Source organism: Variovorax sp. YR634, from assembly GCF_900106655.1.
GTDB lineage: Bacteria > Pseudomonadota > Gammaproteobacteria > Burkholderiales > Burkholderiaceae_C > Variovorax.
Genome location: NZ_FNOL01000005.1, coordinates 180,029 through 206,583, shown reverse-complemented (window position 1 = coordinate 206,583; position 26,555 = coordinate 180,029). Strand labels below are relative to the sequence as shown.

The 26,555-nt window shown below is 65.9% G+C and carries 29 protein-coding genes; 5 read left to right on the top strand and 24 right to left on the bottom strand.

Annotation, left to right across the window (positions count from 1 at the left end; genetic code table 11):
• Nucleotides 1–60 precede the first annotated feature (60 nt).
• The 8 genes from BLV60_RS11975 to BLV60_RS11940 all read right to left on the bottom strand — a co-directional run bounded on the left by BLV60_RS11975 (nucleotide 61) and on the right by BLV60_RS11940 (nucleotide 6,737).
• Nucleotides 61–564 carry a disulfide bond formation protein B gene (locus BLV60_RS11975; protein WP_093054637.1) on the bottom strand — a complete coding sequence of 168 codons (504 nt, stop codon included), beginning with the start codon at nucleotides 562–564 and terminating at the stop codon, nucleotides 61–63.
• On the bottom strand, nucleotides 561–1,658 hold the full coding sequence (locus tag BLV60_RS11970; RefSeq protein ID WP_093054635.1) for a sulfate/molybdate ABC transporter ATP-binding protein: 1,098 nt from the start codon (nucleotides 1,656–1,658) through the stop codon (nucleotides 561–563). The genes BLV60_RS11975 and BLV60_RS11970 overlap by 4 nt, the downstream gene beginning before the upstream one ends.
• Before the next feature lie 18 nt (nucleotides 1,659–1,676).
• Nucleotides 1,677–2,579 carry a sulfate ABC transporter permease subunit CysW gene (cysW, locus tag BLV60_RS11965; RefSeq protein WP_093054633.1) on the bottom strand — a complete coding sequence of 301 codons (903 nt, stop codon included), beginning with the start codon at nucleotides 2,577–2,579 and terminating at the stop codon, nucleotides 1,677–1,679.
• 1 nt (nucleotide 2,580) lies between these two features.
• On the bottom strand, nucleotides 2,581–3,468 hold the full coding sequence (gene cysT / locus BLV60_RS11960) for a sulfate ABC transporter permease subunit CysT (protein WP_093054631.1): 888 nt from the start codon (nucleotides 3,466–3,468) through the stop codon (nucleotides 2,581–2,583).
• Entirely contained in the window at nucleotides 3,469–4,485 is a 1,017-nt protein-coding gene (locus BLV60_RS11955) for a sulfate ABC transporter substrate-binding protein (RefSeq protein ID WP_093054629.1), read from the bottom strand.
• Nucleotides 4,482–5,057 (bottom strand): RBBP9/YdeN family alpha/beta hydrolase, encoded by a 576-nt coding sequence (locus tag BLV60_RS11950; RefSeq protein WP_093054627.1) that lies wholly within the window; start codon nucleotides 5,055–5,057, stop codon nucleotides 4,482–4,484. Before BLV60_RS11950 ends, BLV60_RS11955 begins: the two co-directional genes overlap by 4 nt.
• Nucleotides 5,058–5,078: 21 nt before the next feature.
• Nucleotides 5,079–5,720, bottom strand: a complete 642-nt coding sequence (locus BLV60_RS11945; RefSeq protein WP_093054625.1) for a peroxiredoxin — start codon at nucleotides 5,718–5,720, stop codon at nucleotides 5,079–5,081.
• A gap of 102 nt (nucleotides 5,721–5,822) precedes the next feature.
• Nucleotides 5,823–6,737, bottom strand: a complete 915-nt coding sequence (locus BLV60_RS11940; RefSeq protein WP_093054623.1) for a LysR family transcriptional regulator — start codon at nucleotides 6,735–6,737, stop codon at nucleotides 5,823–5,825.
• 136 nt (nucleotides 6,738–6,873) lie between these two features.
• Here BLV60_RS11940 and BLV60_RS11935 point away from each other — a divergent pair, with 136 nt between their 5' ends.
• Nucleotides 6,874–7,521: an FMN-dependent NADH-azoreductase gene (locus BLV60_RS11935; protein ID WP_093054621.1), complete on the top strand. Its 648-nt coding sequence runs from the start codon at nucleotides 6,874–6,876 to the stop codon at nucleotides 7,519–7,521.
• Nucleotides 7,522–7,592: 71 nt separating this feature from the next.
• On the opposite strand, the gene BLV60_RS11930 is transcribed toward BLV60_RS11935, so the two are convergent.
• On the bottom strand, nucleotides 7,593–8,147 hold the full coding sequence (locus BLV60_RS11930) for an NADPH-dependent FMN reductase (RefSeq protein ID WP_093054619.1): 555 nt from the start codon (nucleotides 8,145–8,147) through the stop codon (nucleotides 7,593–7,595).
• Between the two features lie 151 nt (nucleotides 8,148–8,298).
• On the opposite strand from BLV60_RS11930, the gene solA reads away from it, so the two are divergent.
• The 3 genes from solA to BLV60_RS11915 all read left to right on the top strand — a co-directional run bounded on the left by solA (nucleotide 8,299) and on the right by BLV60_RS11915 (nucleotide 11,207).
• A complete protein-coding gene (gene solA / locus BLV60_RS11925) occupies nucleotides 8,299–9,537 on the top strand; it encodes an N-methyl-L-tryptophan oxidase (protein WP_093054617.1) in 1,239 nt (412 codons plus the stop codon).
• A gap of 75 nt (nucleotides 9,538–9,612) precedes the next feature.
• Nucleotides 9,613–10,545 carry a 2-dehydropantoate 2-reductase gene (panE, locus tag BLV60_RS11920; RefSeq protein ID WP_093054615.1) on the top strand — a complete coding sequence of 311 codons (933 nt, stop codon included), beginning with the start codon at nucleotides 9,613–9,615 and terminating at the stop codon, nucleotides 10,543–10,545.
• A 5-nt stretch (nucleotides 10,546–10,550) separates the two neighbouring features.
• Nucleotides 10,551–11,207 carry an aspartate/glutamate racemase family protein gene (locus BLV60_RS11915; RefSeq protein WP_093054613.1) on the top strand — a complete coding sequence of 219 codons (657 nt, stop codon included), beginning with the start codon at nucleotides 10,551–10,553 and terminating at the stop codon, nucleotides 11,205–11,207.
• On the opposite strand, the gene BLV60_RS11910 is transcribed toward BLV60_RS11915, so the two are convergent.
• Nucleotides 11,199–12,557: an NAD(P)/FAD-dependent oxidoreductase gene (locus BLV60_RS11910; RefSeq protein ID WP_093054611.1), complete on the bottom strand. Its 1,359-nt coding sequence runs from the start codon at nucleotides 12,555–12,557 to the stop codon at nucleotides 11,199–11,201. The two genes, BLV60_RS11915 and BLV60_RS11910, sit on opposite strands and share 9 nt — an antisense overlap.
• A 143-nt stretch (nucleotides 12,558–12,700) precedes the next feature.
• Here BLV60_RS11910 and BLV60_RS11905 point away from each other — a divergent pair, with 143 nt between their 5' ends.
• Entirely contained in the window at nucleotides 12,701–13,696 is a 996-nt protein-coding gene (locus BLV60_RS11905) for an alpha/beta hydrolase family protein (protein ID WP_093054936.1), read from the top strand.
• Here the strand turns inward: BLV60_RS11905 and BLV60_RS11900 are convergent.
• The 14 genes from BLV60_RS11900 to BLV60_RS11835 form a co-directional block, all read right to left on the bottom strand.
• Complete coding sequence (locus tag BLV60_RS11900) at nucleotides 13,693–15,573, bottom strand: family 2A encapsulin nanocompartment cargo protein cysteine desulfurase (RefSeq protein ID WP_256329021.1); 1,881 nt, start codon at nucleotides 15,571–15,573, stop codon at nucleotides 13,693–13,695. The genes BLV60_RS11905 and BLV60_RS11900 overlap by 4 nt on opposite strands.
• Before the next feature lie 66 nt (nucleotides 15,574–15,639).
• Nucleotides 15,640–16,572 (bottom strand): family 2A encapsulin nanocompartment shell protein, encoded by a 933-nt coding sequence (locus BLV60_RS11895; RefSeq protein WP_093054609.1) that lies wholly within the window; start codon nucleotides 16,570–16,572, stop codon nucleotides 15,640–15,642.
• Between the two features lie 63 nt (nucleotides 16,573–16,635).
• Nucleotides 16,636–16,905 carry a helix-turn-helix domain-containing protein gene (locus BLV60_RS11890; RefSeq protein ID WP_081269389.1) on the bottom strand — a complete coding sequence of 90 codons (270 nt, stop codon included), beginning with the start codon at nucleotides 16,903–16,905 and terminating at the stop codon, nucleotides 16,636–16,638.
• A complete protein-coding gene (gene epsC / locus BLV60_RS11885; RefSeq protein WP_093054607.1) occupies nucleotides 16,902–17,819 on the bottom strand; it encodes a serine O-acetyltransferase EpsC in 918 nt (305 codons plus the stop codon). The genes BLV60_RS11890 and epsC overlap by 4 nt, the downstream gene beginning before the upstream one ends.
• A 36-nt stretch (nucleotides 17,820–17,855) precedes the next feature.
• Complete coding sequence (locus BLV60_RS11880; protein WP_093054605.1) at nucleotides 17,856–18,338, bottom strand: rhodanese-like domain-containing protein; 483 nt, start codon at nucleotides 18,336–18,338, stop codon at nucleotides 17,856–17,858.
• Nucleotides 18,339–18,466: 128 nt separating this feature from the next.
• Complete coding sequence (locus tag BLV60_RS11875; RefSeq protein WP_093054603.1) at nucleotides 18,467–19,414, bottom strand: TauD/TfdA dioxygenase family protein; 948 nt, start codon at nucleotides 19,412–19,414, stop codon at nucleotides 18,467–18,469.
• A 45-nt stretch (nucleotides 19,415–19,459) separates the two neighbouring features.
• Entirely contained in the window at nucleotides 19,460–20,281 is an 822-nt protein-coding gene (locus BLV60_RS11870) for an ABC transporter ATP-binding protein (RefSeq protein ID WP_093054601.1), read from the bottom strand.
• 23 nt (nucleotides 20,282–20,304) lie between these two features.
• On the bottom strand, nucleotides 20,305–21,096 hold the full coding sequence (locus BLV60_RS11865; RefSeq protein WP_093054599.1) for an ABC transporter permease: 792 nt from the start codon (nucleotides 21,094–21,096) through the stop codon (nucleotides 20,305–20,307).
• A complete protein-coding gene (locus tag BLV60_RS11860) occupies nucleotides 21,096–21,935 on the bottom strand; it encodes an ABC transporter permease (protein WP_093054597.1) in 840 nt (279 codons plus the stop codon). The genes BLV60_RS11865 and BLV60_RS11860 overlap by 1 nt, the downstream gene beginning before the upstream one ends.
• Complete coding sequence (locus BLV60_RS11855; RefSeq protein WP_093054595.1) at nucleotides 21,932–23,296, bottom strand: LLM class flavin-dependent oxidoreductase; 1,365 nt, start codon at nucleotides 23,294–23,296, stop codon at nucleotides 21,932–21,934. The genes BLV60_RS11860 and BLV60_RS11855 overlap by 4 nt, the downstream gene beginning before the upstream one ends.
• Nucleotides 23,293–24,387 carry an ABC transporter substrate-binding protein gene (locus BLV60_RS11850; protein ID WP_093054593.1) on the bottom strand — a complete coding sequence of 365 codons (1,095 nt, stop codon included), beginning with the start codon at nucleotides 24,385–24,387 and terminating at the stop codon, nucleotides 23,293–23,295. The genes BLV60_RS11855 and BLV60_RS11850 overlap by 4 nt, the downstream gene beginning before the upstream one ends.
• Before the next feature lie 178 nt (nucleotides 24,388–24,565).
• Nucleotides 24,566–25,132: a hypothetical protein gene (locus BLV60_RS11845; protein ID WP_093054591.1), complete on the bottom strand. Its 567-nt coding sequence runs from the start codon at nucleotides 25,130–25,132 to the stop codon at nucleotides 24,566–24,568.
• Nucleotides 25,133–25,195: 63 nt separating this feature from the next.
• Nucleotides 25,196–25,759 (bottom strand): hypothetical protein, encoded by a 564-nt coding sequence (locus BLV60_RS11840; RefSeq protein ID WP_093054589.1) that lies wholly within the window; start codon nucleotides 25,757–25,759, stop codon nucleotides 25,196–25,198.
• On the bottom strand, nucleotides 25,756–26,418 hold the full coding sequence (locus BLV60_RS11835) for a peptidoglycan recognition protein family protein (protein ID WP_093054587.1): 663 nt from the start codon (nucleotides 26,416–26,418) through the stop codon (nucleotides 25,756–25,758). The genes BLV60_RS11840 and BLV60_RS11835 overlap by 4 nt, the downstream gene beginning before the upstream one ends.
• Nucleotides 26,419–26,555: the final 137 nt, after the last annotated feature.

Here is a 26,555-nt window from a genome sequence, read left to right as displayed (position 1 = left end):
CGCGAACCCGCCCTCTTGGGCACGCTGCCCGCGGTGGGGCAGCGTCGCCTCTTTCGCCTCTCAGCGTGCCCGACGCGAGCGCACGAGCAGCGTGATGAGCAGCAGCGAGAGAACCACGAACGCGATAAACGACCAGTTCGCCAGCGTCAGGCCGAACAGCGACCAGTCGATCTTCGAGCAGTCGCCGCCGCCACGGAAGATCATCGGCAGCGCACGCTTCAGTGGAAAGGTTTCGATCATCCCGTAGAGGTCGCGCCCGCAGGAAACGACTTCGGGCGGATACCACTGCAGCCAGCTCTGCGAGGCCGCCGTGTAGGCGCCGCCCACCGCGGCCACCAGCGCCAGCAATCCACCCACGACCCGGAGGCCCACGTTGCGGAACACGCCGGCCAGGCCGGTGAAGAGTGCCACCAGCACCAGCGCATACCGCTGCACGATGCACATGGGACAGGGTTCGAGCCCGACCACGTGCTGCAGGTAGAGCCCGAAGGCCAGCATGAGAACACAGGCCAGGCAGATCAGCCCGAACGCGCGGCGCGGCGCGCCGAAGTACCAATCGATCAAGGAGATACCCAATCTTCTTCTACGAACACCCTGGCCTTGCGCGGGTTGGCGACGACGGTGTCGCCTTCCTTCAAGCCCAGGTCACGGAACTGTTGCGCAGGGAGTTGCGCCTCGATGATGGTTCCGGAGCCCGGATTATCTGGATTCGATTCGGTGGGCTCAAGTTCCAGCCGCGCGATGGGTCCGACGACGATTGCCCGCGACAGCGTGGCGACGATGCCCGAAGCGCCGGCCACGTAGCGTGTCACATCGATGTCATGCGGGCGCACATAGGCGCGCGCCTTGGCGTCTCGCGCGCCGCTGTGCTCGGGTGAATCGAGGCGCATGCCGTCGAGCTGCACCGCGCCGTTGTCGGCCCGGCCATGGAACAGGTTCACGTCGCCCAGGAAGCCGTAGACGAACGGGCTGGCCGGCTGGTCCCACACCTCCTGCGGCGAGCCGACCTGTTCGATCTGCCCCTTGTTGATGACCACCACGCGGTCGGCCACTTCGAGCGCTTCTTCCTGGTCGTGCGTGACGAAGATCGAGGTCACGTGCAGTTCGTCGTGCAGCCGGCGCAGCCAGCGGCGCAGTTCCTTGCGCACCTTGGCGTCGAGCGCGCCGAAGGGCTCGTCGAGCAGCAGCACCTTGGGCTCCACCGCCAGTGCGCGAGCCAGCGCAATGCGCTGCCGCTGGCCGCCGGAAAGCTGCGACGGGTAGCGGTCGGCCAGCCAGTCGAGCTGCACCAGCTTGAGCAGGTCGGTCACCTTCTGCCTGATATGCGCGTCGCTCGGGCGCTCCTTGCGCGGCTTCACGCGCAGGCCGAAGGCCACGTTCTCGAACACGGTCATGTGGCGGAACAGTGCGTAGTGCTGGAACACGAAGCCCACCTGCCGCTCGCGCACGTGCACGTCGGTGGTGTCCTCGCCCGAGAACAAAATGCTGCCGGCGTCGGCCGTTTCCAGCCCCGCGATGATGCGCAGCAGCGTGGTCTTGCCGCAGCCCGAGGGGCCGAGCAGCGCGACCAGTTCGCCCGACTCCACGTCGAGGTTCACGTCGCGCAGCGCGCGGAAGTCGCCGAACTGCTTGCTGATGTTGCGGATTTCGATGCTCATGATCTTGTTCTTTCTCTCTCAGGCCGCCGCGGCTTCCGGGGGACGCTCGGGGGGCAGTTCGGCAATGGCCTTCATCTCGCGCTCGTGGCGCCATTCGATCACCGACTTGATCACCAGCGTGACCAGCGCCAGGATGGCCAGCAGCGAAGCCACGGCGAACGCGGCAACCGACTGGTATTCGTTGTAGAGCACTTCCACGTGCAGCGGCATGGTGTTGGTCTGGCCGCGGATATGGCCCGACACCACCGACACCGCGCCGAATTCGCCCATGGCGCGCGCGTTGCACAGGATCACGCCGTACAGCAGGCCCCACTTGATGTTGGGCAGCGTCACGCGCCAGAAGGTCTGCCAGCCGGTCGCGCCGAGCACGATGGCGGCCTGCTCCTCGTCGGTGCCCTGCGCCTGCATCAGCGGCACGAGTTCGCGCGCGATGAACGGGAAGGTCACGAACACGGTCGCCAGCACGATGCCGGGTACGGCAAAGATGATCTTGATGTCGTGCTCAGCCAGCCACGGACCGAGCCAGCCCTGCGCGCCGAACACCAGCACGTAGATCAGGCCCGCCACCACCGGCGACACCGCGAACGGCAGATCGACCAGCGTGGTGAGAAATGCCTTGCCGCGGAACTCGAACTTGGCAATGGCCCAGGCCGCCGCCACGCCGAACACGAGGTTCATCGGCACAGCGATGGCGGCCGTGATCAGCGTGAGGCGAATCGCGCTCCAGGCGTCGGGCTCCTTCAGCGCGTCGAGATACGCGCCAACGCCCTTGCGTAGCGCCTCCGTCGCAACAGCGGCCAGCGGCAGCACGAGGAACAGGAACATGAACGCGAGCGCAATGCCGATCAGCGTCCAGCGCACCCAGGCGGATTCAGTAGTGCCGGCTTGCGCGCGGCGGATGACTTTGGAAGGTGCGCTCATGTCAGGCTCCTGCTCGGCGACGCTGCCAGGCCTGCAGGCCGTTGATGACCAGCAGCAGGACGAAGGAAATGACGAGCATCACCAGCGCGACCGCCGTGGCGCCCGCGTAGTCGTACTGCTCCAGCTTGCCGATGATGATGAGCGGCGTGATCTCCGAGATCATCGGCATGTTGCCAGCGATGAAGATCACCGAGCCGTACTCGCCGATGGCGCGTGCGAAGGCCATGGCAAAGCCGGTGAGCAGCGCAGGCGCAATCGACGGAAAGATCACCTTGGTGAAGGTCTGAAGCCGCGTCGCGCCGAGCGAGGTGGCTGCTTCTTCCAGCTCTTTCTCGGCGTCTTCGAGCACCGGCTGCACCGTGCGCACCACGAAGGGCAGCCCGATGAAGATCAGCGCAATCACGATGCCCGCTGGCGTAAAGGCCAGCTTGATGCCATGCGGCTCGAGCAGTTGCCCGACCCAGCCGTTGCCCGCGAGCAGCGCGGTCAGCGAAATGCCCGCCACCGCCGTCGGCAGCGCGAACGGCAGGTCGACCAGCGCATCGACGATGCGCTTGCCCGGAAACTTGTAGCGCACCAGCACCCAGGCCACCAGCAGGCCGAACACCGCATTCACTACGGCCGCGATCAGCGAGGCGCCGAAGGTCAGCCGGTACGAAGCCATCACGCGCGGGGCAGTCACGGCCACCCAGAACTGGTCCCAGGTCAGCGTGAAGGTCCTGAAGACCAGCGCCGACAGCGGGATCAGCACGATCAGGCTGAGGTAAAGAATCGAGAAGCCGAGCGTGATGTGGAAACCCGGCAGCACGCGCTTGGCGCCCCCTGCCCGGTTGGCACGCGAAAAAGGCGCTCCCGCGGACGGGAGCGCCGAAGAAACAGCGCCGCTCATTTACTTGCCGCCGGGCGTGTAGAGCTTGTCGAACTGGCCGCCGTCGTTGAAGTGCACCTTCTGCGCTTCACCCAGGCTGCCGAACAGTTCTTGCACCGTGAAGAGCTGCAGCGGCTTGAAGGTCGAGGCGTACTTCTTGAGCACGGCCGGCGAACGCGGACGCAGCGCGTGCTTGGCCGCAATTTCCTGCGCTTCTTCAGAGTACAGCCAGTCGAGATACGCCTTGGCGAGCTCGCCCGTGCCCTTCTTGGCGACGGTGCGCTCGACCACGGCCACCGGGTTCTCGGCCACGATGCTGATCGACGGGTACACCGAGTCGACCTTGCCGGTGCCGAATTCGCGGTCGATCGACACCACTTCCGATTCGAAGGTGATCAGCGCATCGCCGATGTTGCGTTGCAGGAAGGCGGTGGTCGCGTCGCGGCCGCCGCGCGCCAGAACAGGCACGTTCTTGAACAGCTTGCCGACGAACTCGGCAGCCTGGGCGTCGGTGCCGCCCTTCTTCTTGATGTAGCCCCAGGCGGCCAGGTAGGCATAGCGCCCGTTGCCGCCGGTCTTGGGGTTGACGATAACGACCTGCACGCCCGGCTTGACCAGGTCGTCCCAGTCCTTGATGCCCTTGGGGTTGCCGTTGCGCACGAGAAAAAGCATGGTCGACGTGGTCGGCGATGCGTTCTCGGGGAATTTCTTGTTCCAGTCCTTGGCAACCACGCCGGCATTGGCGAGGAAGTCGATGTCGGTGGAGGTGTTCATGGTCACCACGTCGGCGTCGAGGCCGTCGGCCACCGCGCGGGCCTGCGCGCTGGAGCCGCCGTGCGACTGGTCGATCTTGACGTCCTTGCCTGTGGCCTTCTTGTAGTGCGCCACGAAGGCCGCGTTGTAGTCCTTGTAGAACTCGCGGGCCACGTCGTACGAGGCGTTCAGCAGCCCAGTGCCTTGGGCAAAGGCGCTGCTGCCGGCGAGTGCGGAGGACGCCAGCGCGAGCACGGCGACGAAGGTCTTTATTCTGGAAGTCATGTGGTTGCCAAGGTTTCTGAAAATTCACGGCCCACCGGCCAGGCGGCGGGCTCGTCGGTCAAGGACTGGAGCAAGGCAAGGCCCAGCGGCCAATCCCCATGCCCCGAGTCGACGTTGATGTGGCCCGCATTCTGCATGCGCACGAACTCGCTGCCCCAGGCGCGCGAATATGCACCAGCCAGGCGGATCGGGCAAAAGGGGTCGTTGCTGCTGGCCACCACGATGCTGCGGTACGGCAGCGCAGCGTAGGGCACAGGCGCGAAGTCGGAGAGCACGGCGCGGCGCTCAGGGTCGGCAGGAGCCACCAGCAGCGCGCCCTGGATGTGGGCCGCGGCATCGGGCGGCAGGTGCGCCGTGGCGATGCAGCCCAGGCTGTGCGCTGCGATCACCACCGGCCCGTCGCTCTCCAGCACCAGCTTCGCCAGCGTGGACACCCACGCCTCGCGCTTGGGCGAGGCCCAGTCGTCCTGCACCACCCGCGCCGCACCCGGAATGCGCTCTTCCCACAGGCTCTGCCAGTGGCCGGGCCCGGAGTCGCGCCACCCCGGCACGATGATCACTCGGGTCTGCATGACGACGCTTGCCCTGCCCGCTTACTTGTTGGGCTGCGGCGTGATGCGCAGGTAGGGGCGCACGGCCTTGAAGCCCTTGGGGAAGCGCTCCGCCAGTTCGGCCGGATCCTGGATGGCCGGGATGATGACCACGTCGTCGCCGTCCTTCCAGTTCACGGGCGTGGCCACCTTGTGGCTGTCGGTGAGCTGCAGCGAGTCGATCACGCGCAGGATCTCGTCGAAGTTGCGGCCGGTCGACGCTGGGTAGGTGATGGTGGTGCGGATGACCTTCTTCGGGTCGATGATGAACACGCTGCGAACGGTGGCCGTGGCCGAGGCGTTCGGGTGGATCAGGTCGTACAGGTCGGCCACCTTGCGGTCGGCATCCGCAATGATGGGGAAGTTGACCGTGGTGTTCTGCGTGTCGTTGATGTCGCTGATCCATTCCTTGTGCTTGGTGGCCGGATCGACGCTCAGCGCGATGGGCTTCACGCCGCGCTTGGCGAATTCGCCCGACAGCGCCGCGGTCTTGCCCAGTTCGGTGGTGCACACGGGTGTGAAATCGGCGGGATGCGAGAAGAACACGACCCACGAATCGCCGGCCCACTGATGGAAGTCGATGGTGCCTTCGCTGGAATCCTGGGTGAAATTGGGGGCTGTGTCGCCGAGTCGCAGAGTAGCCATGGACGCTCCTGGATGGATGGGAGCCTCGGATTGTGCGAACCCTTGCTTCAATGCCAAACGAATATCTGCTTGTTTGGATATGACGTTTTTCGCATAACGAGCCTAGAACATCCGCATATCTTCGCTCTGGAGATGCTCCATCAGGAAGTCGATGAGCTTCCGCACAGCCGGCACCAACGCCCGCCGTGCCGGAAACACCATGTGCGCAATCACCGGTGGCGGCCCCCAACCGGGTAGCAGCCGCACCAGCCGGCCGGCATCGATGTCGGCGCGACACATGTAGTCAGGCAGCATGGTCGCGCCTATGCCGCCCAGCGTGCCGAACTGCAGCGTCGCGAGGTCGTCCGCCACGTAATGCGGGGTGTGGGAGTGCACGTAGCTCTCTCCCTTGGGGCCCTCCAGCCGCCAGTCGCTGCGCCCTTCCCCGTTGACCGACATGGCCGCCGTCGGCAGCTTGCCGAGGTCGGCCAGCGTTTCCACCGGCCCGTAGCGCGCCAGCAGCGCCGGGCTCGCCACCAGCACGCCGCGGCTGTGGCCGAAGGTCTTTGCCACCAGCACAGCGCTGTCCTCGATGACGAGCCGCACACGCAGCGCGATGTCGATGCCCTCCTCGATCAGGTCGACCGGCCGGTTGATCACCCGCATGTCGATGCGCACCGCCGGGTAGCGCGCCATGAACACCGGCATCAGCTGCGCCAGGCCGCTGTGCGCGATGGTGACGGGGCAGCTCAGCCGCACCAGCCCGCTGGGCTCGTTCTGCACCTGCGCCACCGCCTCGGCTGCCGCCTGCGCCGCGTCGCGCATGGCGGACGAATGCCGCAGGTAGATCTCGCCCGCCGGCGTGAGCGACAGGCGCCGGGTGCTGCGCTGCATCAGTTGCACGCCGAGACGCTCTTCCAGGTCGGCGACGCGGCGCGAGAGGCGCGACTTGGGGATGCCGAGCGCCCGGCTGGCGGCTGCGAAGCCGCCACGTTCGGCCACTTCGGCGAAGAAAACCATGTCGTTGAGGTCTTGCATGGTGGTGATTGTCCTGCAGGTAGAACGATCTAGGCAAATTTTTGGTACTTATCGATCACTAGATCCAAAAATAGAATTCTTCCATCCGCCGGCCACTTTGAGCGCCGACAGCCAACACAGAAAGTGATTGATTGAAATGAAGCTGCTCCACATTGACTCCAGCATCCTCGGCGCCCACTCGACCTCGCGCCTGCTCTCGGCCGAAGTCGTGACCGCATGGCGCGCCGCCCACCCCGACACCACCGTCGAATACCTCGATCTGGCCGTCGACACCCCCTCGCACTTCAGCGCCGACGCGCTGGGCATCAAGACCGGCTTGCAAGAACAGCCGACCGAAGCCCAGCAGCGTGAAAACGCCGTGTCCGAAAAGCTCGTGAGCCAGTTCCTGGCCTCGGACGTGGTCGTCATCGGCACGCCTTTCTACAACTTCTCGATCCCGACGCAACTCAAGGCCTGGATCGACCGCCTGGGACAAGTCGGCCGCACCTTCAAGTACACCGAGAAGGGTCCCGTCGGCCTGGCCGGCGGCAAGACCGTCATCGTGGCCTTGTCCCGCGGCGGCATCTATTCAACCAGCGAAGGTGGGCAGGCCATGGAACACCAGGAAAGCTACCTCAAGGCAGTCTTCGGCTTCTTCGGCATCACCGACGTGCGCGTCGTGCGCGCCGAAGGTGTGGCGATGGGCGACGAAGCCCGGAACAATGCCCTGGCAACGGCCCGCGCCGACATCCTGGTGGCGACGGCGGAAGCCGCGAACCAGCGCGACGCTGCTATCGCTGCCTGAGTTCTGCTCCGGCACCGTAAAAAAGCCGCCCATCGGGCGGCTTTTTTTCGTCCGCGGACGCAGCGGATCGATCAGGCCGAGTGGCTCTTCACCCAGGCCACGTACTTGTCCATCCAGCCCTGCAGAAACTTCTTCGAGCCTTCGTTGCCGACGTGGCCCTTGTCGTCGAACAGGTCATCCTTGGCCTGCAGGAACACTTCGGGCGCGCCCATCGTGGGCACGTCAAGGTAGGCCAGGATGTTGCGCAGGTGCTGCTGCGCCAGCGCGGTGCCGATGGCCCCCACCGAGATGCCGACCACGCCGGCCGGCTTGCCCGCCCAGGCACTCTGGCCGTAGGGGCGCGAGGCCTGGTCGATCGCGTTCTTCAGCACGCCGGGAATCGAGCGGTTGTATTCGGGCGTAACGAACAGCAGGCCGTCGGCCGCCGCGATCTCGGTCTTCAGGCGCTTCACCGGCGCGGACTGATTGCCGTCGTCGTCCTGGTTGTACAGCGGCAGGTCGTCGATGCGCAGGGTTTCGAAGGTGAAGTCCGAGGGCGCGAGGTGCGCCAGCGCGAGGGCCAGCTTGTGGTTGAACGAATCCTTGCGCAGGCTGCCGACAATGACAGCGATCCGGGTCTGGGCCATGGGTGAAACTCCTTGAGTGAGAGGGGTCGGAATGACGAACGCGATTATGCGAAGCGCCCAAGACCTTTTCGGGAAAAGTTCATGCAGAGCCGGACGAACGGCGGCAAGATAAACCGCATCCCCCAACCCCATCGAAGCGCAGGACGCTCCCGTGACCCAGTCTCAGTCTTCCTCTTCATCCCCTTCTTCCCATTACGACGTCATCGTCGTCGGCCTTGGCGCCCTCGGCGCCGCGACGCTCTACCAACTCTCGCAGCGCGGCGCACGCGTGCTGGGCATCGACCAGTTCTCGCCGCCGCACGACCAGGGCTCCTCGCACGGCGATTCGCGCATCACGCGGCTGGCCGTCGGCGAAGGCGACGAGTACGTGCCCTTCGTGCAGCGCTCGCATGCCATCTGGCGCGAACTCGAGGCCCGCACCGGCAAGCCGCTGATGACCACTACCGGCGGCCTGATCCTCGCGCCGCGCGATCGCGTGGCGGAGCACCACGGCAAATCCGATTTCGTGCGCCGCACCATCGCCTGCGCCGAGCGCTTCGGCATCGCGCACGAAGTGCTCGACGCAGCCGGCATCCACGCGCGCTTTCCGCAGTTCCACCTGCAGGGCGACGAGATCGGCTATTACGAGCACGACGCCGGCTTCGTCCGCCCCGAAGACGCCATCGGCGCCCAGCTGGCCGTGGCCCGCGCCTCGGGCGCTCGAACGCTCACCGGCGAACGTGTGCTGGCCGTCGAGTCCGTGGGCAACGGCGACACCGTGCGCGTACGCGCAGGCTCCGCAAGCTTCACGGCCGACCGCGTGGTCGTCGCGGCCGGCGCGTGGCTACCCGCCTTCCTGGGCGCGCAGGCGCGAGCCGACTGGCAAGCCGACTTCTCCGTACACCGCCAGGTGATGCACTGGTTCGACACCGGCAGCGCCACGGCCGACTTCGCGCCCGGCCGCTTCCCCATCTTCATCTGGATGTTCGGCGACGGGCCGGAAGACTACATGTACGGCTTTCCGTCTTCCGACCCGTCGCAGCCCGCGCTCAAGGTGGCGACCGAGCAGTACGTGGCCGCCACGACGCCGGACACCATCGACCGCACCGTGAGCGCGGAAGAAACCGCCGCCATGTATCGCGACCGCGTGGCCGGCCGCTTTCCGCAGATCGGCGGCCGTGCCCTCAAGGCGCGCGCCTGCATGTACACCGTGACGCCCGATCGCCGCTTCGTGATCGACGCGCTCGACGGCCTGCCCCGCGTGCTCATCGCCTCGGCCTGCTCGGGCCACGGCTTCAAGCACTCGGCCGGGCTTGGCGAAGCCATCGCCGACCACGTGCTGAACCGCCCGAGCGAGCTCGACCTGCGGCCCTTTGCCCGCCAACGCCTGCTGGAGAAAGCGCCAGCCTGAAGCAGGCCCGGGCGATCCCGGGCATCATCGCCCTCGATCTTTTTTGTCTGTCTGACTGACTCAGGAGTAAGCGCGATGAGATTTCTGGTGGTGGGTGCCGGCGCACTCGGTGGTTACTTTGGCGGCCGTCTGCTGGAGGCGGGGCGCGACGTCACCTTCCTGCTGCGCCCTCGCCGCGCGGCGCAACTCGCGAAGACCGGGCTGGTGGTGCAGAGCCCCTTCGGCAACCTGCAGCTGCCTGCCCCGAAGCACGTGCTGGCCGACGGCATCGATGGCCCGTATGACGTGGTCGTGGTCGGCAGCAAGGCCTACGACCTCGACTCGACGATGGACTCGTTCGCGCCGGCAGTCGGCCCCGACACCGTGATCCTCCCGCTGCTCAACGGCATGAAGCACATCGACCGGCTGGCTGAACGCTTCGGCAGCGAGCGAGTGCTGGGTGGCTTGTGCATGATCTCCGCCACGCTCGACGACGAGGGCCGCGTGCTGCATCTGAACGACATGCACGGCCTGAGCTATGGCGAACGCGCCGGCGGCCGCTCGGCGCGCGTCGATGCAATCGCAGCCCAGTTCGCGGGCGCGAAGTTCGACGCCACGGCCAGCGAAAACATCATGCAGGACATGTGGGAAAAGTGGGTCTTCATCGCCTCGGCGGCGGGCCTCACCAGCTTGATGCGCGCGTCCATCGGCGACATCGTGGCCGCCGGCGGGCAAGACGTGGCGCTGTCGATCTTCGACGAATGCTGCGCCATCGCCACGCACAACGGCTTCGCGCCGCGGGCCGCAGCCGTGCAGCGTGGTCGCGCCATCATGACGACCGCCGGCTCGCCGATGACCGCGTCGATGTACAAGGACATGGTGCGCGGCGCGGCGGTCGAGGCCGACCACATCGTCGGCGATCTGCTGGGCCGCGCGGCGCCGAGCAACCTGCCAGTGCCGTCGGTGCTGCGCACGGCGTACGTCCACCTGAAAGCCTACGAAGCGCAGCGCGCCCGTACGGCAGCCTGAGCGTCATGCGCGACGCGCTGGCGTTCCTGCACACGGCACAGGTGCATGTGCCGACCTTCGAGCAGCTGGTGGCCGAGATGGCGCCCGGCCTGCGTGTGCGGCATCTCGTGCAAGCAGACCTGCTGGCCGACGCGCGTGTCGTGGGCACCGACGACACAGGCCTGATCGCCCGCGTTCACCACGCCATGCACGAAGCCGCCTCCAGCGGCGCGAAAATCGTGGTGTGCACTTGCTCGACCATCGGTGCCATCGCCGAACAAATGCCCACAGGCAATACCTTCAAGGCCCTGCGCATCGATCGCGCCATGGCAGACCGCGCAGTGCGCACCGGGCCGCGCGTGCTGGTTGTGGCAGCGGTCGAAAGCACGCTCGGGCCAACGATGGAACTGGTGCGTTCCGCCGCGGCAAACGCAGGCATCGCGGTGCAGCCGAGCACGCTGCTGGTCGAAGAAGCGTGGCCCCATTTCGAAGCAGGCGACGACGCGCGCTACATCGAAACCCTGGCCCGCGCCATCCGCGCTGCGGCAGGTGGGGCCGACGTCGTAGTGCTGGCCCAGGCCTCGATGGCCCCCGCGGCCGCCCTGCTCGCGGACCTCGGTATCGACGTGCTCAGCAGCCCCGCGCTGGGTGCCCGGCACGCCGTGGCGCTGGCGCTAGTCTGACTTGAGGATCGTCTCCCCCTTCAGCATCCCCATGTCCCGGATGTTGAAGCGGTGCCGCTTCCACCCCTCCCAGGTACGCCGCATGTGCGTGACGGAGATGAAGTAGTACAGAAACTTGAACATGCCGAGTGGCCCGCGCGTCGGCGTGCCGCGGTAGATGTCGCCGGCCAGCAGCGACATCAGCCCTTCCTTCACGCGGAACGGATTGCCCGGGTGCATGAACATGTCGCGGATGGTCGGGTTGGTCACGCGGTAGATGAACCACGAGTACTCGCGCGGGCCCTTGCGCATCATGGCCTCGAAGTCCTTGCGCGCGGCCGCCAGCTCGGTGGGCCGGTCGAGCGCCTTCGCCACCAGTTCGGCGCCGTCGAAGGCGCTGTGCATCGCGAGGTACACGCCCGAGGAAAACATCGGGTCGATGAAGGTGAAGGCGTCGCCCAGCAGCAGGTAGCGGTCGCCCGTGGCATGCGTGCTCGAGTACGAGAAGTTGCCGGTGGCGTGCACCGCGTCGTCGACCAGCGTGGCGTTCTTCAGGCGTTCCACCAGCACCGGGCAGGTGGCGATGGTGTCGTAGAAGAACTCCTTCAGCGGCTTGTCGCGCGTCTTCAGGTAGTACGGCCAGCAGACCGCGCCCACGCTGGTGGTGCCGTCGGCCAGCGGAATGAACCAGAACCAGCCATGCGGAAACCAGCAGATGCTGATGTTTCCTTCCTTCTTGCCTTCGAGGCGTTCGGCATTCGTGAAGTGGCCGAACAGCGCGGTGCTGTTGTGGTCGGGGTTCTTTTCCTTGCAACGGAATTTGTTGGCCAGCAGCGTGTCGCGGCCGGTGGCGTCGACCACGAAGCGGGCGCGCCAGCTGCGGCGCGCGCCGTCGTCCATTTCGGCCTGCACCGTGGCGCCGTCGGCATCGAAGGCCACGTCGCGCACCTTGCAGCCTTCGATGGTCTGCGCGCCGCGCGTGGCCGCGTTGCGGAACAGCAGCTCGTCAAGTTCGGAGCGGCGCACCTGCCAGGCGGAGTCGAGCGACTTGTCCATGCCCTCGGCAAATTCCACATAGCTGCGGTGCTCGTGTTCGGGCGAGACGAACTCGATGCCGAACTTCGGCATGCCGATCTTGTCGACCTGGTCGCGCACGCCGAGCTTCTCGAACAATTCGACGTTCCCGGGCAACAGCGATTCGCCGATGTGAAAGCGCGGGTGATGCGCCTTTTCGAGCAGCACCACCTTGCGGCCCTGCTGGGCCAGCAGCGCGGCGATGGTCGAGCCGGCGGGACCACCGCCCACAACCATCACGTCGCAGGATTCATCGGCCATCTGGGGGGCGGAGGAAGAAGCTTGGGGCAAGGACATGCGTGGACAAGCGACATTGTTAACAAAGGTCAAGCATAGCGCGCCGGCCGCTCGAAGAAAGATAGCAAAGTCGGCTAAGCGGCGCCCGCCAGGCAGCAGCACACTGCAGACCGACTCCCATCCTCATGCAGGACCGACTCGCCATGCCCATTCTTCGCTTCCTCTTCCTCGCCGTCTTCTGCCTTTCGGCAACGCTTGCCCAGGCCGCGGGCTTCAGCACCATCGAGATACCTGCCGACCAGAAAGGCCCGGCGCTGCACGGCGGCGTGTGGACGCCGTGCGCCGCGCCAGCTGGCGAAATCAGGCTCGGCCGCTCCACCATCTCTGGCGTACGTGATTGCCCGATCGACGGCAGCCGGCTGCCGTTGATCGTGCTGTCGCATGGGTATGGAGGCTCGTTCCTCGGCCACTACGACACGGCACAGGCGCTGGCCGACGCGGGCTTCGTGGTCGCCGCCATCAGCCATTCGGACGACAACTCCCAGATCCGGGGCGGCCCGGGCGACAAGATTTCGGCACTCGCAACGCGCACGACGGACATCGCCCGGCTGATCGACCACATGCTCCAGCAGTGGCCCGCGCATGACAGGCTCGCCGCCGGGCAGATCGGCTTCTATGGGTTTTCAAGGGGCGGCTATACGGGCCTTGTGCTCAGCGGTGCACGTCCGAACTTCGAGCGGCTCCCGCCCTTGCCGTCGTCCCCCTGCGCATCGACGCCGGAAGGCCCGGCGTGCGCGCTGATGCGGCAGAGATTCCAGGAACTGCTCGCCTCGCCGCTGACCCGTGACACCCGCATCAAGGCCGCCGTGATCGCCGACCCGCTCAGCATGGTCTTCGATGCCGACAGCCTGAAGAACGTGACGATACCGATCCAGCTCTGGGCTTCCGAGTACGGCGGCGATGGCGTCACGCCCGAGAACGTGGCCGCGGTTCGCCGCAACCTGCCTGCGCCGCCCGAATGGCATGTGGCAACCGGCGCCGCGCACTTCGCTTTCCTCGCGCCGTGCTCACCTGCCATGGCCAGCGCACTGCCCGAGATCTGCCGCGATGGCCCCGGCTTCGACCGCGTGGCGTTTCATGCCGGGCTCAACGCCGAGGTGCTTGCCTTCTTCAGGCAGCACCTCGCGCCAAAGCCCTAGCCCGCGCGCCGCTGCGACGACAGCCGCCGCACCACAGCCACAAGCCGATCGACCTCGTCGAAGGTGTTGTAGAACGCCAGCGAGGGCCGCACCGTCGTCTCGACACCGAAGCGCCGCAGGATCGGCTGCGCGCAGTGGTGCCCCGTGCGCACCGCAATGCCCTCGTCGTTCAGCGCATGCCCCACCTCCTCGGTGGTGTAGCCGTCGAGCACGAAGGACATCACGCTCGCCTTGTCGGCCGCCGTGCCGATCAGCCGCACACCCGGAATCGCGCCGAGCTGCCGCATGCCGTACACCAGCAAGTCATGCTCGTAGCGCGCGATGTTCTCGATGCCGATCTTGTTGACGTAGTCGATGGCGGCGCCCAACCCCACGGCGTCGGCGATGTTGCCGGTGCCGGCCTCGAACTTGTTCGGGATCGGCTGGAACACCGTCTTCTCGAAGGTCACGTCGGCAATCATGTTGCCGCCGCCCTGCCACGGGGGCATGTCTTCGAGCACTTCGCGCTTGCCCCACACCACGCCGATGCCGGTGGGGCCGAACACCTTGTGGCCGGAGAACACGAAGAAATCGGCGCCGATGTCCTGCACGTCCACCCGCATGTGCGAGACCGACTGCGCGCCGTCGACCAGCGCCTTCGCGCCCGCACGGTGCGCCAGCTCGACGATCTCCTTCACCGGCACCACGGTGCCCAGCGCGTTCGAGACCTGCGTGACTGCGACGATCTTCGTGCGGTCATTGAGCAGCTTGCGGTAGTCGTCCAGCAGCACCTGGCCCGAATCGTCCACCGGAATCACGCGCAGCTTCGCGCCCTTGGCGGCGGCGAGCTGCTGCCACGGCACGATGTTGGCGTGGTGCTCGAGGTTCGACACGATGATCTCGTCGCCCTCGCCCACGTGCTGTCCGCCCCAGCTCTTGGCCACGAGGTTGATGGCCTCGGTGGTGCCGCGCACGAAGATCACCTCTTCGACTTCCGGCGCGTTGATGAACTTGCGAACGCGTTCGCGCGCGCCTTCGTAGGCGTCGGTCGCGCGCGCTGCCAGCTCATGTGCGGCGCGGTGGATGTTCGAGTTCTCGTGCTCGTAGAAATACGCGATGCGGTCGATGACCGACTGCGGCTTGTGCGTAGTGGCCGCGTTGTCGAACCACACCAGCTGCCTGCCGTTCACCCGCTCCTGCAGGATCGGGAAGTCGCGCCGCACGGCGTTGACGTCGAACGGCGGATGCTGGCCGCTGCCGACCAACGGCACGGCATCGGGCCCGCGCGGATCGGACTTCGCCGGCGTGACGAAGCCGTTGGGCAGACGCACTGCATCGACGAAGTAGAACTGCGCATCGCGGCCGGCCGGCGCCGATGGCGGGCTCGGTGGCGAGACGGGCGCGGCCGTTGGCGGCAACGCAAGACCCGCGAACGGATCGTGGATCGCAATGCCATCGGTCGCACCCGCCGACGGATGGCCGTAGCTGTTGCCCACGAAGTAGAACGGCGAGGCCGCGGCCTGCGGCGTCGCGGGCGCATTCACCTGTGGCACGCCTTGCACCGTGCCACCCGAGCGCGGCTCGAAAGCCGGCGCCACAGACAGCACCGTGTCCGGCACGCCATTGCCCGCCACCGCATGCGGCAGCAAGGCCGGCGCGCGGTTCGCAAGCGAAGGCAGTTGCGTGGGCGATGCCGGCAGCACGTTGGCGCCGGGAATCTGCCCTTGCGGAATCGGCGTGCCCGGCACGCTCGGCCCGAAGCCGGCAGGGCTCGCCAGCGGTGAACCCGGCGGTGCAATGTTGGCGGGAAACTGCGCGCCCGGCACCAGCCCGCTCGCCACAGCGGGCAGCGAGCTGGGTGGCGTGCCCGGCAGTGCGGCGAACATGGCGCTCGCCATGCGCGCGAGGATGGCCGGATCGAACGGCGCCTCGCCCGGAATCGATGGAGTGCTGCTCACCGCGGCTTACTTGTAGGTGTCGGTGTAGTCGTGGTACTTGCCGATCTCGACGTCGTCGAGCACCGCCAGCGCGTCGGTGGTCAACACCGCGAGCGAGCAGTACAGCGAGATCAGGTACGACGCGATCGCATGGTTGTTGATGCCCATGAAGCGCACCGACAGCCCCGGGCCCTGTTCGCCCGACAGGCCAGGCTGGAACAGCCCCACCACGCCCTGGCGCTTGTCGCCCACGCGCAGTAGCAGGATCTTGCTCTTGCCGTCGGCCACCGGCACCTTGTTCGACGGAATCAGCGGAATGCCGCGCCAGGTGATGAACTGCGAACCGAACAGGCTCACGGTCGGCGGCGGCGTGCCACGGCGCGTCGCTTCGCGGCCGAAGGCGGCAATGGCCAGCGGGTGCGTGAGGAAGAACGCGGGCTCCTTCCACACCTTGGTCAGCAACTCGTCCAAATCGTCGGGCGTGGGTGCGCCGGTCAGCGGAAAGATGCGCTGCTCTTCCGTCACCTGGGCCAGCAGGCCGTAGTCAGGGTTGTTGATGAGCTCGCTCTCCTGGTTCTCCTTGATCGTCTCGATCGTCAGGCGCAGCTGCTCCTTGATCTGGTCGTGCGGGCTGCTGTAGAGATCGGAGATGCGGGTGTGCACGTCGAGCACGGTGCTCACGGCATTGAGGTAGTGCTCGCGCGGGTTCTCTTCGTAGTCCACGAAGGTGCGCGGCAGCTGGTTTTCTTCTTCGCGCGAGGTGCAGGTGACCTTGATCGACTCGGGGTTCTTGACCTTGTTGACGCGGTAGATGCCCGCCTCCACCGGCACCCATTGCAGCAGGTGCGTCAGCCAGCGCGGGCTGATGGTCTCGAGCTGGGGGACTGTCTTGGTGGCATTGGCTAGCTGTCTTGCGGCGTTGTCGCCAAGGGCGGTCGTACCACCAACTGTTGCGCTCATGGATCAGGGCTCCGGGTGTTAAGGAAAAGTGGCCGCCAGTGTCCGGCGGCCACGGGTTTTCCCTCAACAGGCTATAGCCGCCAAGTTGATCCTTCTTGCGAGGCGCGATTGCTCCAGTTGCTCGCAGCGCATGAGCAGGCCGACCATGTTGATGCCCAGCGCGGTCGCGAGTTTTTGCGCGGTGACGATCGATGGAATGACACGGCCGCGTTCGATCTCGCCTACGTAGGAGCGATTCAGATCGGAGCGCTCTGCCAGCTCCTCCTGCGACCAGCCCTTGCCCTCGCGCAGCTGGCGAATGGTCACGCCGAAGTCTTCTACAAATGCTTTCATGCTGCCCCACCCGCTTTCGGTGCGTTCTGCAGGCTGGCCTGCGTGACGCTCGCGCCTGGCGGCACGTCGTCGGTAATCCAGACATTGCCGCCGATGACGGCACCCTTGCCGAGGGTGACGCGCCCGAGAATCGTCGCGCCCGCGTAGATGACCACGTCGTCTTCCACCACCGGATGCCGCGGCAGGCCCTTCTGCAGGTTGCCTTCGGTGTCGGTCGGAAAGCGCTTGGCGCCGAGCGTGACGGCCTGGTAGAGCCGCACGCGCTTGCCGATGACGGCCGTCTCGCCGATGACGACGCCCGTGCCGTGGTCGATGAAGAAGCCCGCATCAATCTGCGCGCCCGGGTGGATGTCGATGCCCGTCTGCCCATGCGAGAGCTCGGCCACGATGCGCGCCAGCAGCGGCAGGCCGAGCTTGTAGAGCTCATGCGCCAAGCGGTGATGAATCATCGCGAGCACGCCGGGGTAGCACAGCAGCACCTCGTCGACGCTGCGCGCGGCGGGGTCGCCCTGGTAGGCCGCGAGCACGTCGCTGTCGAGCAGGCGGCGCAGGCCGGGCAGCGCGTTCGCGAACCGGCGCACGGCCTCGGTGGCCGTGTCGTCGATCTCGCTCGCGGGGCGCGGCTCATGGCGCGCGTTGAAGTTCAGTTCCAGGCGGGCCTGCACGAGCAGCGCCTGCAGGGCGGCATCGAGCGTGTGGCCGACATAGAAGTCTTCGCTCTCGTGGCGCAGGTCCGGCGGGCCGAGCCGCATCGGAAAGAGCGCACCTTTCAGCGACTCGACGATCTGCGCGAGCGCGTCGCGCGACGGAAACTCGCGCGCACCGGGCTCCCGCGATCGACGCTGCGAATCGCGCCACTCGTCGCGCACGCCATGCAGCGCACGCACGATGTCGCTTACCTCGAAATGGGCCATGTGTTTTCTCCCGGGGAACGTCTTGTGTTGGGGATCTCAGTCCTGCACCCACGGCAGCTTGTGGAAACGCCAGCCGTCTGCACCGCCACGGTGCTGGTGCGCGTCGATCTCGCCCTCGAAACCTTCGAGCACGTTGAAGACGTTCGTGAAACCGGCCTTGGCAGCCGCCTCGGCGGCCAGTGCGGAGCGCTTGCCGCTGCGGCACAGCAGCAGCACCACGGCGTCTTTGCCGCCGTCTTTCGCCAGCTTGGCCTCGAGTTCGCGCACGAAGCGCGGGTTGCGCGTGAGCGCCGTGCCCGTGGCCCAGGCCACATGCAGGCTGTCGGGCACGTGCCCGACAAACTTGCGCTCCTCGCCCGAGCGCACGTCGACCAGAACGGCATGGCCGTTCTGCACCAGTTCCCAGGCCACCGGTGGCGTCACGCCGCCGGCATAGGGCCAATTGCTTTCGGCGGCCTTGGCGCGCGCCTGTTCCAGTGCTTCGGGCAAGACGAGTTCTTCTTCAACTTCCACTGACATGCTGTGCGGCTCCTGTTGTGCGTTGGATACGCCTTGATGGCGATAACCACCACTGTAGGAGCCGCACGCCGAAGCTCAAACAACTGAAAAGTCGATTCCTAACAACCATCCGATCTATAGAAACAGGCTCAGGCAGCCGCTTCCGCAGCTTCGGCAGCGCGCACGGCCGGAGCCGTCCGGTCCACGCTCGTCACGCCATCCACGCCATAGGGCACGTCGCCCGCGATAGTCACCCGCCGCACCACGCGGTGCTGGTCGCCGTAGTCATTGATTGCGTAGTGCTGCGTGGCGCGGTTGTCCCAGATCGCCACGTCGCCCTGCGTCCAGCGCCAGCGCACCGTGTTCTCCAGGCGGTGCACATGGCTCTGCAGCACGCTCAGCAGATGGCCCGAGTCGTGCGTCGAATGGCCGGCCAGCCTCTTCACGAAATGGCCCAGTACCAGGCTCCGCTCGCCGGTTTCGGGGTGCACGCGCACCACCGGGTGCTCGGCTTCGAGCAGGCGGCGCGTGAACACTTCTTTGTAGCGACGGGCGCCCTCGTCGTTCAGGTCGACCGGCAGGCGCGCGGCGGCGTAGTCGTAGTCGTTGCCGTGGATGGCGCGCAGGCGGTCGGCCAGCGCCTTGAGGTCATCGGGCAGGCTCTCGTAGGCCGCCACTGTGTTGGCCCAGACGGTGTCGCCGCCATAGGCCGGGATCACCACCGCGCGCAGAATCGACACCTGCGGATAGGCGACCTCGAAGGTCACGTCGGTGTGCCACGAATTGGCGCGGCCGCCGTGGCGCGAGTCGAGCTCCAGCAGCCGCGTGCCGTCCTTCGAGGGCACGGTCGGGTGCGGCACCAGTTCGCCCCACAGGCGCCCGAAGGCTTCCTGCTGCGCATCGTCCAGGTGCTGCTGGCCGCGGAAGAACAGCACCTTGTGCTTGAGCAGCGCGGCCTTGATCGACTGGAAAACCTCCGGCTGCAATGCGCCGGAGAGCCGCACGCCGCGCACCTCCGCGCCGATGTGGCCGGCCTGCCGGACGATGTCGAGTTCGTTGTCCTGCGCAACGACCGGGGAAGAAAGAATGGCGCTCATCGAAGGTCCTCTTTGGTTGATGGAAGAAAGGAAAGAAGCAAAGGCTCAATAGGCAAAGCGCAGGCCGGCAGGCAAACCACCCACCGGATACAGCGGCGCTTCGGCCGGCGGCGGCGCGCCTGCGAACTCGCGCAGCACCTCTTCCTTGACGTGGGTGAAGGCTAGGTCCACGCGATTGCGCGGATGTGCAAGCTCCACCGGCACGATGCGGCGGATGCGCCCGGGGCGCGGCTCCATCACCACCACCTTGTCGCCAAGGTAGACGGCCTCCTCCACGTCGTGCGTGACGAGGATCATGGTGATGCCCTCGGCCTGCCAGATGCGGTGCAGCTCCTGCTGCAAATGCGCGCGCGTCATCGCGTCGAGCGCGCCGAAAGGCTCGTCGAGCAGCAATATCTCGGGCCGGTTCACCAGCGCCCGCGCAATCGCCACGCGCTGAGACATGCCACCCGAGAGCTGATGCGGATAGGCACTCTCGAAGCCCTTGAGCCCGACCAGCTCGATGTGCGCCTGCACCTCCTTGCGCTTCTGCTGTGCACCGAGCCCGGCATTGAGCAGGCCCAGCGCGATGTTGTCCCGCACCGTGAGCCACGGGAACAGCCGGTGCTCCTGGAACACGATGCCGCGGTCGAGGCTGGTGCCGACGATGCGATTCCCGTCGATGAGTACCTCGCCGCGGTAGTCCGCTTCGAGGCCGACGATCAACCGCAGCAGCGTCGACTTGCCGCATCCGCTGGAGCCCACGATGCTGACGAACCCACCCGGCGTGATGGTCAGGCTGATGTCGTCGAGCACCTTCAGCGGTGCGCCCTCGACCTCGTATTGCTTGCTGAGCTGGCGTATTTCCAGCGTGGCGGCGTGTGCCATTGCGTTGTTCTTTCTTCTCTTGTTCAGAAGCCGGCCACGGAACGTCCGCGCCAGGCCAGCAGGCGGTTCTCGATGCGCGTGGCGATCCAGTTGAGCGTGAAGCCCACGAGCCCGACCACGATCACGCCGAAGATCACCAAGTCCATGCGGAAGTGGTCGCGCCCATCGATCATGGTGTTGCCGATGCCCTTGCCCGAGACCAGCAGGTACTCCGCCCCGAGCGTGGCAAGCCATGCGTAGATCAACGCCAGGTGAATGCCCGCGAAGATCGACGGCGACGCGCTCGGCAGCACCACGCGCATGAACAGCTGCCAGCGGTTGAAGCGCAGCACCCGCGCCACCTCGACCAGGTCGCCCGGCACGCTGCGGATGCCCTCGAAGGTGTTGAGCACCACCGGAAAGAAAGCCGCGAGCGACAGAAAGGCCACCTTGGCCGCGTCACCCAGCCCGAACCACACGGACAGCAGCGGAATCCACGCGAACAGCGAAATCTGCTTGAGCGTGTGGAAACCCGGCCCCACCAGGTTCTCGAACAACCGCGACAGGCCCAGCGCCGCGCCGAACAGCAGCCCCGCGCTCGCGCCGATGGCGAAGCCAGCCAGGTCGCGCCACAGGCTGGCGGAGAGCCCTACCCACAGCTCCCCGCTCGTGGCCTGCTCCACCGCCTGTTGCCAGACGCTGTCGATAGACACCAGCAGCGGCGAGCTCGACCAGCCGAAGCGGAAGGCAGCCCACCAGAGCGCCACCAGCAATGCAGGCAGCACCCAGCCGCGCAGGGGTTTCGGCACGCGGCGAAAGAGGTTCCCGGCACTCATCAGAACCCCGCCCGCCGCCAGCGCAGCAGTCGCGTCTCGATCAGCGCGAGCAGCTTGTCGAGCACGAAGCCGACCAGCCCCACCATCACCACCGCCGCCAGCACCACGTCGAGCTGGAACAGCTGCCGCCCGAACACGATCATGTAGCCCAGCCCTTCGCTCGACGCCAGCAGCTCGACCACCACCAGCGCGAGCCAGGCGTGCGTGAAGCCGTAGCGCACGCCGTTCCAGATGGGCGCTGCCGCGGCCGGGAACACCACGCGCGACAGCAACTGCCAGCGGCTGAACCGGAACACGCGCGCCACCTCGATGCAGCGCGTGGGCACGTTCTGGATGCCCTTGTAGGTGTTGAGCGCAATGGGCACCAGCGAGGCCTTGGCGATCAGGATGATCTTGAGCGCCTCGTCGATGCCCACCAGCAGCATCAGCAACGGCAGCCAGCCGAGCACCGGCACCTGCGCGAAGGCCTTGAACAGCGGATAGACGTAGTCCTTGAAGGTCGGCGACAGCCCCATCGCAGTGCCGATCAGCAGCCCGCCCACCAGCCCTACGCCGAAGCCCGCGAACACGCGCCAGAGGCTGATGCGCAGGTTGTCGAGCAGCTCGCCGCTGCGCAGCGCATCGGCGAAAGTCGCCGCCACCGCCTCGGGCGACGGCAGCACCTGCGGCGCGATCCATTCGTTGCGCGCCGCGATGTGCCACAGCAGCAGCACGGCCAGCGGCACCGGCCAGGCCAGCAACAGGCGTGCCGAGCCTGGCAGCCATCGGCGCCATGCCGCAAGGGGCGACGTTCGCCCGACGACCGGGAGCGACAGCTCCGGAGGCAGCACCGCACTCATGCGGCCGCCTTGAGATCACGCGCCAGCAGATGCCGGTTCACTGGCCGCGCCAGCCCCAGGTTCTCGCGCAGCGTGCGGCCTTCGTACTCATGGCGGAACAGGCCGCGGCGCCGAAGCTCTGGCACCACCTGCGTCACGAAGTCATCCAGCCCGCCGGGCAAGGTCGGCGGCATGACGTTGAAGCCGTCGGCCGCCTCTTCTTCGAACCACTGCTGCAGCTGATCGGCAATCTGCGAAGCCGTGCCGTGGATCGACCAGTGCCCGCGCGCCGTGCCCACGCGCTGGTAGAGCTGGCGGATGCTCAGGCCCTCGGTGCGCGCCAGTTCGGTCACGAGCCGGAAGCGGCTCTTGGGCCCGTTCGGCTCTGGCAAGTTGCCGGGCAGCGGGCCATCGACCGGGTAGCCCGTCAGGTCGATCCCACCGATCACCGTCGACAGCAGCGCCACGCCCACGTCGGGCGGAATCAGTGATTGCAGCTCCTCGAGCTTCTCCTTCGCATGCTGCTCGCTCTGCCCCACCACGGGGAACACGCCCGGCAAAATCTTGAGCCCCTCGGGGTCGCGGCCATGGTGCGCCAGCTGCGCCTTGAGGCCGCGATAGAAAGCCTGCGCGCCCGCCAGCGACTGCTGCGCGGTGAAGATCACCTCCGCTGTCGCTGCGGCCAGCGCCTGCCCCGCTTCCGAAGCGCCGGCCTGCACCACCACCGGGTGCCCCTGCGGCGGCCGCGCGACGTTGAGCGGGCCGCGCACGCGAAAGTGCTTTCCCTGGTGCGCCAGCACATGCAGCCGACTGGGGTCGAAGTATTCGCCGGCCGCCTTGTCGTGCGTGAAGGCATCGTCGTCCCATGAATCCCACAGCCCTGTCACCACATCGACGAACTCCCGCGCGCGCTCGTAGCGCAGCGCGTGCTCGGGATGCCGGTCGAGATTGAAGTTCAGCGCCTCGGCCTCGTTGGACGAGGTGACGACGTTCCAGCCCGAACGTCCGCCGCTCAGGTGATCAAGCGAAGCAAACTTGCGCGCCACGTGATACGGCTCGTTGTAGGTGGTCGACACCGTGGCGATCAGGCCCAGCCGCTCGGTCACGGCCGCGAGCGCCGACAGCAACGTCAGCGGCTCGAAGCCAGAGACCCGTGCGCTGCGATGCAGGGTGCGCGACGCCGAGGCATCTCGAATGCCCACGCTGTCGGCCAGGAACACCGCATCGAACTTCGCGCGCTCCGCCGTCTGCGCCAGCGCCTTGTAGTGCGCGAAACCGAGCCCGGCCTGCAGCGGCACATCGGGGTGGCGCCATGCCGCCACATGGTGGCCGGTCGCCATCAGGAAGGCATTGAGCTTGATCTGCCGCTTGCTGCTGCTCATCGCGCCACCGCCACTTGCTTGCCGCTGACTTCGCCATTGGCCTCGTACACCGGCCAGTAGTTCTCCAGCTTCAGCTCGCGCAGCGCCGCATCGAGAAAGCTGCGATCGAACCAGTTGTCGATCTCGGCCTTGCCGCGCACCAGCTTGAGCGCCAGCGCCTGTTCGGCCGAATCCTTGTAGCGCTGCACCAGGAACGGATCGAGCAGCGGCGACAGGCGCACGCGCAGCGGCTGGCCGATGAAGTCCTCGCGCCAGTATTTCTCGGCCACCTCGGCCTTGCCCCATTGCCTGAATACTTCGTCGCGCTGCGATTCGTCGGAGTAGCGCCGCGCCACCGTCACCAGCGACTTGACGATGCGCTGCGTGGCCTTGGGATAGCTCCGAGCGAAATCGTCCGAGGCCAGCAGCACGGTTTGCCGCGTGTACTTGAACGAATCCTCGGAAGCCGAATAGATCACCTTCGCCGCGCCCTTGTCGCGCAGCACGAACAGTTCGACATAGCCGAACGCGCCGTCGATGTCCCTGGTGGCCAGCGCGGCCTGTGCGCCCGGCAGGTCGAGGTTGATGAGGCGGACATCGCTTTCCTTCAGCCCGTGCGCGGCCAGCGCACGCACGGCCGCGAGGTGCAGGTTTGTGCCCTTGTAGAGCGCGATGCGCTTGCCGCGCAGGTCCTCGATGCGCTTGACCGGTGAATCCGGCGGCACCGCAAGGTAAAGGCCATTGCGCACCCCCGAGCCCGCGATGATCCGAGTCTTGACTCCGCCCGCGCGGTGCACGATGGAAGGCAGGTCGCCCTGCCAGGCCAGGTCGAGCTGCTTGTTGACCAGTGCCTCGTTCACCGCCGGGCCCGCGCCCTTGAAGAACACCCATTCGATCTTCGTACCGTCAGCCTTGAACTCTTCCTCGAGCCCACCGAACGCATGCAGCAGCGCCGCAGACGACCCGCCGAAGCGCACCGGGTTGCCCACGCCGCCGGTGGCGACACCGATGCGGATGGTGGCCAGCGCTTCGGTGTTGGCCGCCAGCAGGCGTGGTGCGGCGGCGATCAAAGGCCACGCAGCAGCGTGACGAAGAAACGAACGTTTGAGCATGAGCGGCAACCTTGGCTTCGATGAATCCAGAAGATTCTGCGAGGCGGGTGCGCGAGGCGGAAGGAAGCTGTTCGCGCTTTCTAATGCGCCCCGCGACTAAGGGTGATTGCCGTTTGGATACAGCCAAAAGAAAACCCGCCGTAGCGGGAAACCAGGGGAGAACGCCTTGGTTGGTATGTCAGGGCTTGTCGCGTTCAGCTCGCACCCACTTCAGCCGAAGCTCCGCTTCGCTGGCAGAGAGCTGCCCTTCCGCCACCAGCCTCTTGAGCCTTCGCTCATCCGCGCGGTTCAGTGCATCTTTCAGGAGAGCCATCTTGCGCTCCCGGCAAGGGCTGCATTCGTAGAAACTCGTGGAGCCCGCGACAACCTTCATCCTTGCGTCGAACTCCGCTGTACCGATTCGCCCCGTGGGCTCGATTCCCATGGCGAGGATTCGTCCATTCTTGAACGCAACAAGCGCCTCCCCCTCACATCCCGTGGCGTCCACCTTTTCTGGGTCGTAGCCTTTCCACGAAACTCTCCGCATATGCCGCAAGGCATAGCGGACATCCTCCTCCGTCATAACGACGTCGTCGCAATTCAGGAAGTCTTTGTTCTCCCAAGCAGCGTTTCGGCGTGAAGGCTCCGTGACCTCTATCTTTTGTACATAAGTGATGGGATATCGCCGGTCGGCGGACTGTGCTGGAAACGCTGCCGCCGCAACGAGCAACGCCCCCGCGGTGATGAGAATGCTGGTTCTGTTCATGATGTTGATCTGGATCAGCGTGCCGCAACGGACTGTCCGTGAGAGATGCGAATTGCGGAGGCCTCAGGGCTTGTCGCGTTCGGCACGTACCCTCTTCAACCGAAGCTCCGCTTCACTGGCGGAGACCAGTCCTTCCGCCACCATCCTCTTGAGCCTTCGCTCATCCGCGCGGTTCAATGCATCTTTCAGGAGGGCCATCTTGCGCTCCCGGCAAGGGCTGCATTCGTAGAAACTCGTCGGACTCCCCGTGAGCTTCATCTTTGCGTCGTACTCAAGTGCAAGAGTTCGCCCATTGGGTTCAATACCCATGGCGAGGATTTTTCCGTTCTTGAACGTGACGAGGGCACTCCCTTTGCACCCTGTGGTATCGGTTCTTTCCGGGTCGTAGGCTCTCCATGAAACCCGACGCATGTGCCGCAAGGCATAGAGGACGTCCTCTTCTGTCAAAACGACGTCGTCGCAATTCAGAGAGTCCTTGTTCTCCCATGCCGTTCGGCCTGTGGGCTCCGTGACATCCACCTTCTGAACATAGCTGACGGGATATCGCTTGTCGGACGCCTGTGCCGGAAATGCCGCAGCCACAACCAGCAATGCTGCCGAAGTCAGGAGAGTTGTGGCTTTACTCATGGCGTTGGTACCTGCAGATTCCAATTCGCGCCCTGGGCCTCCGTCGGGTTCTTGCGGCTGACCACAGGGTGACGAAATACTTCCTCGTGACCTATTTGGATCGATTCCTGAAGCACGCGGGCAAGCCACGAGAGCGACTGATTCTGCGCCGCAGTCGGTTCGTCATATATGCCGTGCCTGCCGCGCAATTTATCGAGAGTCAGTTTTTCTTCTTTTTCTACAGGTTTAAACCCCGTGGGCAACCTGGCCCTGCCGACAAGCTCGATCCCGATTGCCTCCATATTTCCTGGATAGCGCTCACCGGGTGGTTTCCGCATTTCGATCTGGTGCATTCCTTCTACCCCCACATTCGCAAAATCGCGTGGCTTGCATTTCATCGTCGCCAGACATCGCGCCCGCAACGGCCCCACATGATTCGTACGCTGATAAATCGCCGCCGTCTGATAGATGGTCCCATCCTTGTCGATGAGAAAGTGTGCTCCATTCGCCTTAGGCCGCTTGTAGCTGTTCAATGAAGACGCCGAAGTATCGGCGTCGGTCTGGTGCACGACGATGCCGGTGATTGCTCCGACCCGTTTCCCTCGTTCAATCTGTGGGCTGGGAGCATGCCTGACTCGCGCGTGACTGATCATTCCGTGTTCGTCAATTTCAACGAGCATGAGGTTCCTCCCTGATGTGTTTGCTTGATTACCGACTCTTCGCGAGGTGTGTCCGCGCATCGATGAACAACACGGATCACGACCTCGCGGCGCATGCTATGGCGAGGTATTCAAAAGGGAGGAGGAGCTTTAAAAGA

What these genes read in the sequence shown, in the direction of transcription:
- BLV60_RS11970 (WP_093054635.1), bottom strand. Translation starts at nt 1,658, where the DNA reads ATGAGCATCGAAATCCGCAACATCAGCAAGCAGTTCGGCGACTTCCGC.
- cysW (WP_093054633.1), bottom strand. Translation starts at nt 2,579, where the DNA reads ATGAGCGCACCTTCCAAAGTCATCCGCCGCGCGCAAGCCGGCACTACT.
- cysT (WP_093054631.1), bottom strand. Translation starts at nt 3,468, where the DNA reads ATGAGCGGCGCTGTTTCTTCGGCGCTCCCGTCCGCGGGAGCGCCTTTT.
- BLV60_RS11955 (WP_093054629.1), bottom strand. Translation starts at nt 4,485, where the DNA reads ATGACTTCCAGAATAAAGACCTTCGTCGCCGTGCTCGCGCTGGCGTCC.
- BLV60_RS11950 (WP_093054627.1), bottom strand. Translation starts at nt 5,057, where the DNA reads ATGCAGACCCGAGTGATCATCGTGCCGGGGTGGCGCGACTCCGGGCCC.
- BLV60_RS11945 (WP_093054625.1), bottom strand. Translation starts at nt 5,720, where the DNA reads ATGGCTACTCTGCGACTCGGCGACACAGCCCCCAATTTCACCCAGGAT.
- BLV60_RS11940 (WP_093054623.1), bottom strand. Translation starts at nt 6,737, where the DNA reads ATGCAAGACCTCAACGACATGGTTTTCTTCGCCGAAGTGGCCGAACGT.
- BLV60_RS11935 (WP_093054621.1), top strand. Translation starts at nt 6,874, where the DNA reads ATGAAGCTGCTCCACATTGACTCCAGCATCCTCGGCGCCCACTCGACC.
- BLV60_RS11930 (WP_093054619.1), bottom strand. Translation starts at nt 8,147, where the DNA reads ATGGCCCAGACCCGGATCGCTGTCATTGTCGGCAGCCTGCGCAAGGAT.
- panE (WP_093054615.1), top strand. Translation starts at nt 9,613, where the DNA reads ATGAGATTTCTGGTGGTGGGTGCCGGCGCACTCGGTGGTTACTTTGGC.
- BLV60_RS11915 (WP_093054613.1), top strand. Translation starts at nt 10,551, where the DNA reads ATGCGCGACGCGCTGGCGTTCCTGCACACGGCACAGGTGCATGTGCCG.
- BLV60_RS11910 (WP_093054611.1), bottom strand. Translation starts at nt 12,557, where the DNA reads ATGTCCTTGCCCCAAGCTTCTTCCTCCGCCCCCCAGATGGCCGATGAA.
- BLV60_RS11905 (WP_093054936.1), top strand. Translation starts at nt 12,701, where the DNA reads ATGCCCATTCTTCGCTTCCTCTTCCTCGCCGTCTTCTGCCTTTCGGCA.
- BLV60_RS11900 (WP_256329021.1), bottom strand. Translation starts at nt 15,573, where the DNA reads ATGGCGAGCGCCATGTTCGCCGCACTGCCGGGCACGCCACCCAGCTCG.
- BLV60_RS11895 (WP_093054609.1), bottom strand. Translation starts at nt 16,572, where the DNA reads ATGAGCGCAACAGTTGGTGGTACGACCGCCCTTGGCGACAACGCCGCA.
- BLV60_RS11890 (WP_081269389.1), bottom strand. Translation starts at nt 16,905, where the DNA reads ATGAAAGCATTTGTAGAAGACTTCGGCGTGACCATTCGCCAGCTGCGC.
- epsC (WP_093054607.1), bottom strand. Translation starts at nt 17,819, where the DNA reads ATGGCCCATTTCGAGGTAAGCGACATCGTGCGTGCGCTGCATGGCGTG.
- BLV60_RS11880 (WP_093054605.1), bottom strand. Translation starts at nt 18,338, where the DNA reads ATGTCAGTGGAAGTTGAAGAAGAACTCGTCTTGCCCGAAGCACTGGAA.
- BLV60_RS11875 (WP_093054603.1), bottom strand. Translation starts at nt 19,414, where the DNA reads ATGAGCGCCATTCTTTCTTCCCCGGTCGTTGCGCAGGACAACGAACTC.
- BLV60_RS11870 (WP_093054601.1), bottom strand. Translation starts at nt 20,281, where the DNA reads ATGGCACACGCCGCCACGCTGGAAATACGCCAGCTCAGCAAGCAATAC.
- BLV60_RS11865 (WP_093054599.1), bottom strand. Translation starts at nt 21,096, where the DNA reads ATGAGTGCCGGGAACCTCTTTCGCCGCGTGCCGAAACCCCTGCGCGGC.
- BLV60_RS11860 (WP_093054597.1), bottom strand. Translation starts at nt 21,935, where the DNA reads ATGAGTGCGGTGCTGCCTCCGGAGCTGTCGCTCCCGGTCGTCGGGCGA.
- BLV60_RS11855 (WP_093054595.1), bottom strand. Translation starts at nt 23,296, where the DNA reads ATGAGCAGCAGCAAGCGGCAGATCAAGCTCAATGCCTTCCTGATGGCG.
- BLV60_RS11850 (WP_093054593.1), bottom strand. Translation starts at nt 24,387, where the DNA reads ATGCTCAAACGTTCGTTTCTTCGTCACGCTGCTGCGTGGCCTTTGATC.
- BLV60_RS11845 (WP_093054591.1), bottom strand. Translation starts at nt 25,132, where the DNA reads ATGAACAGAACCAGCATTCTCATCACCGCGGGGGCGTTGCTCGTTGCG.
- BLV60_RS11840 (WP_093054589.1), bottom strand. Translation starts at nt 25,759, where the DNA reads ATGAGTAAAGCCACAACTCTCCTGACTTCGGCAGCATTGCTGGTTGTG.
- BLV60_RS11835 (WP_093054587.1), bottom strand. Translation starts at nt 26,418, where the DNA reads ATGCTCGTTGAAATTGACGAACACGGAATGATCAGTCACGCGCGAGTC.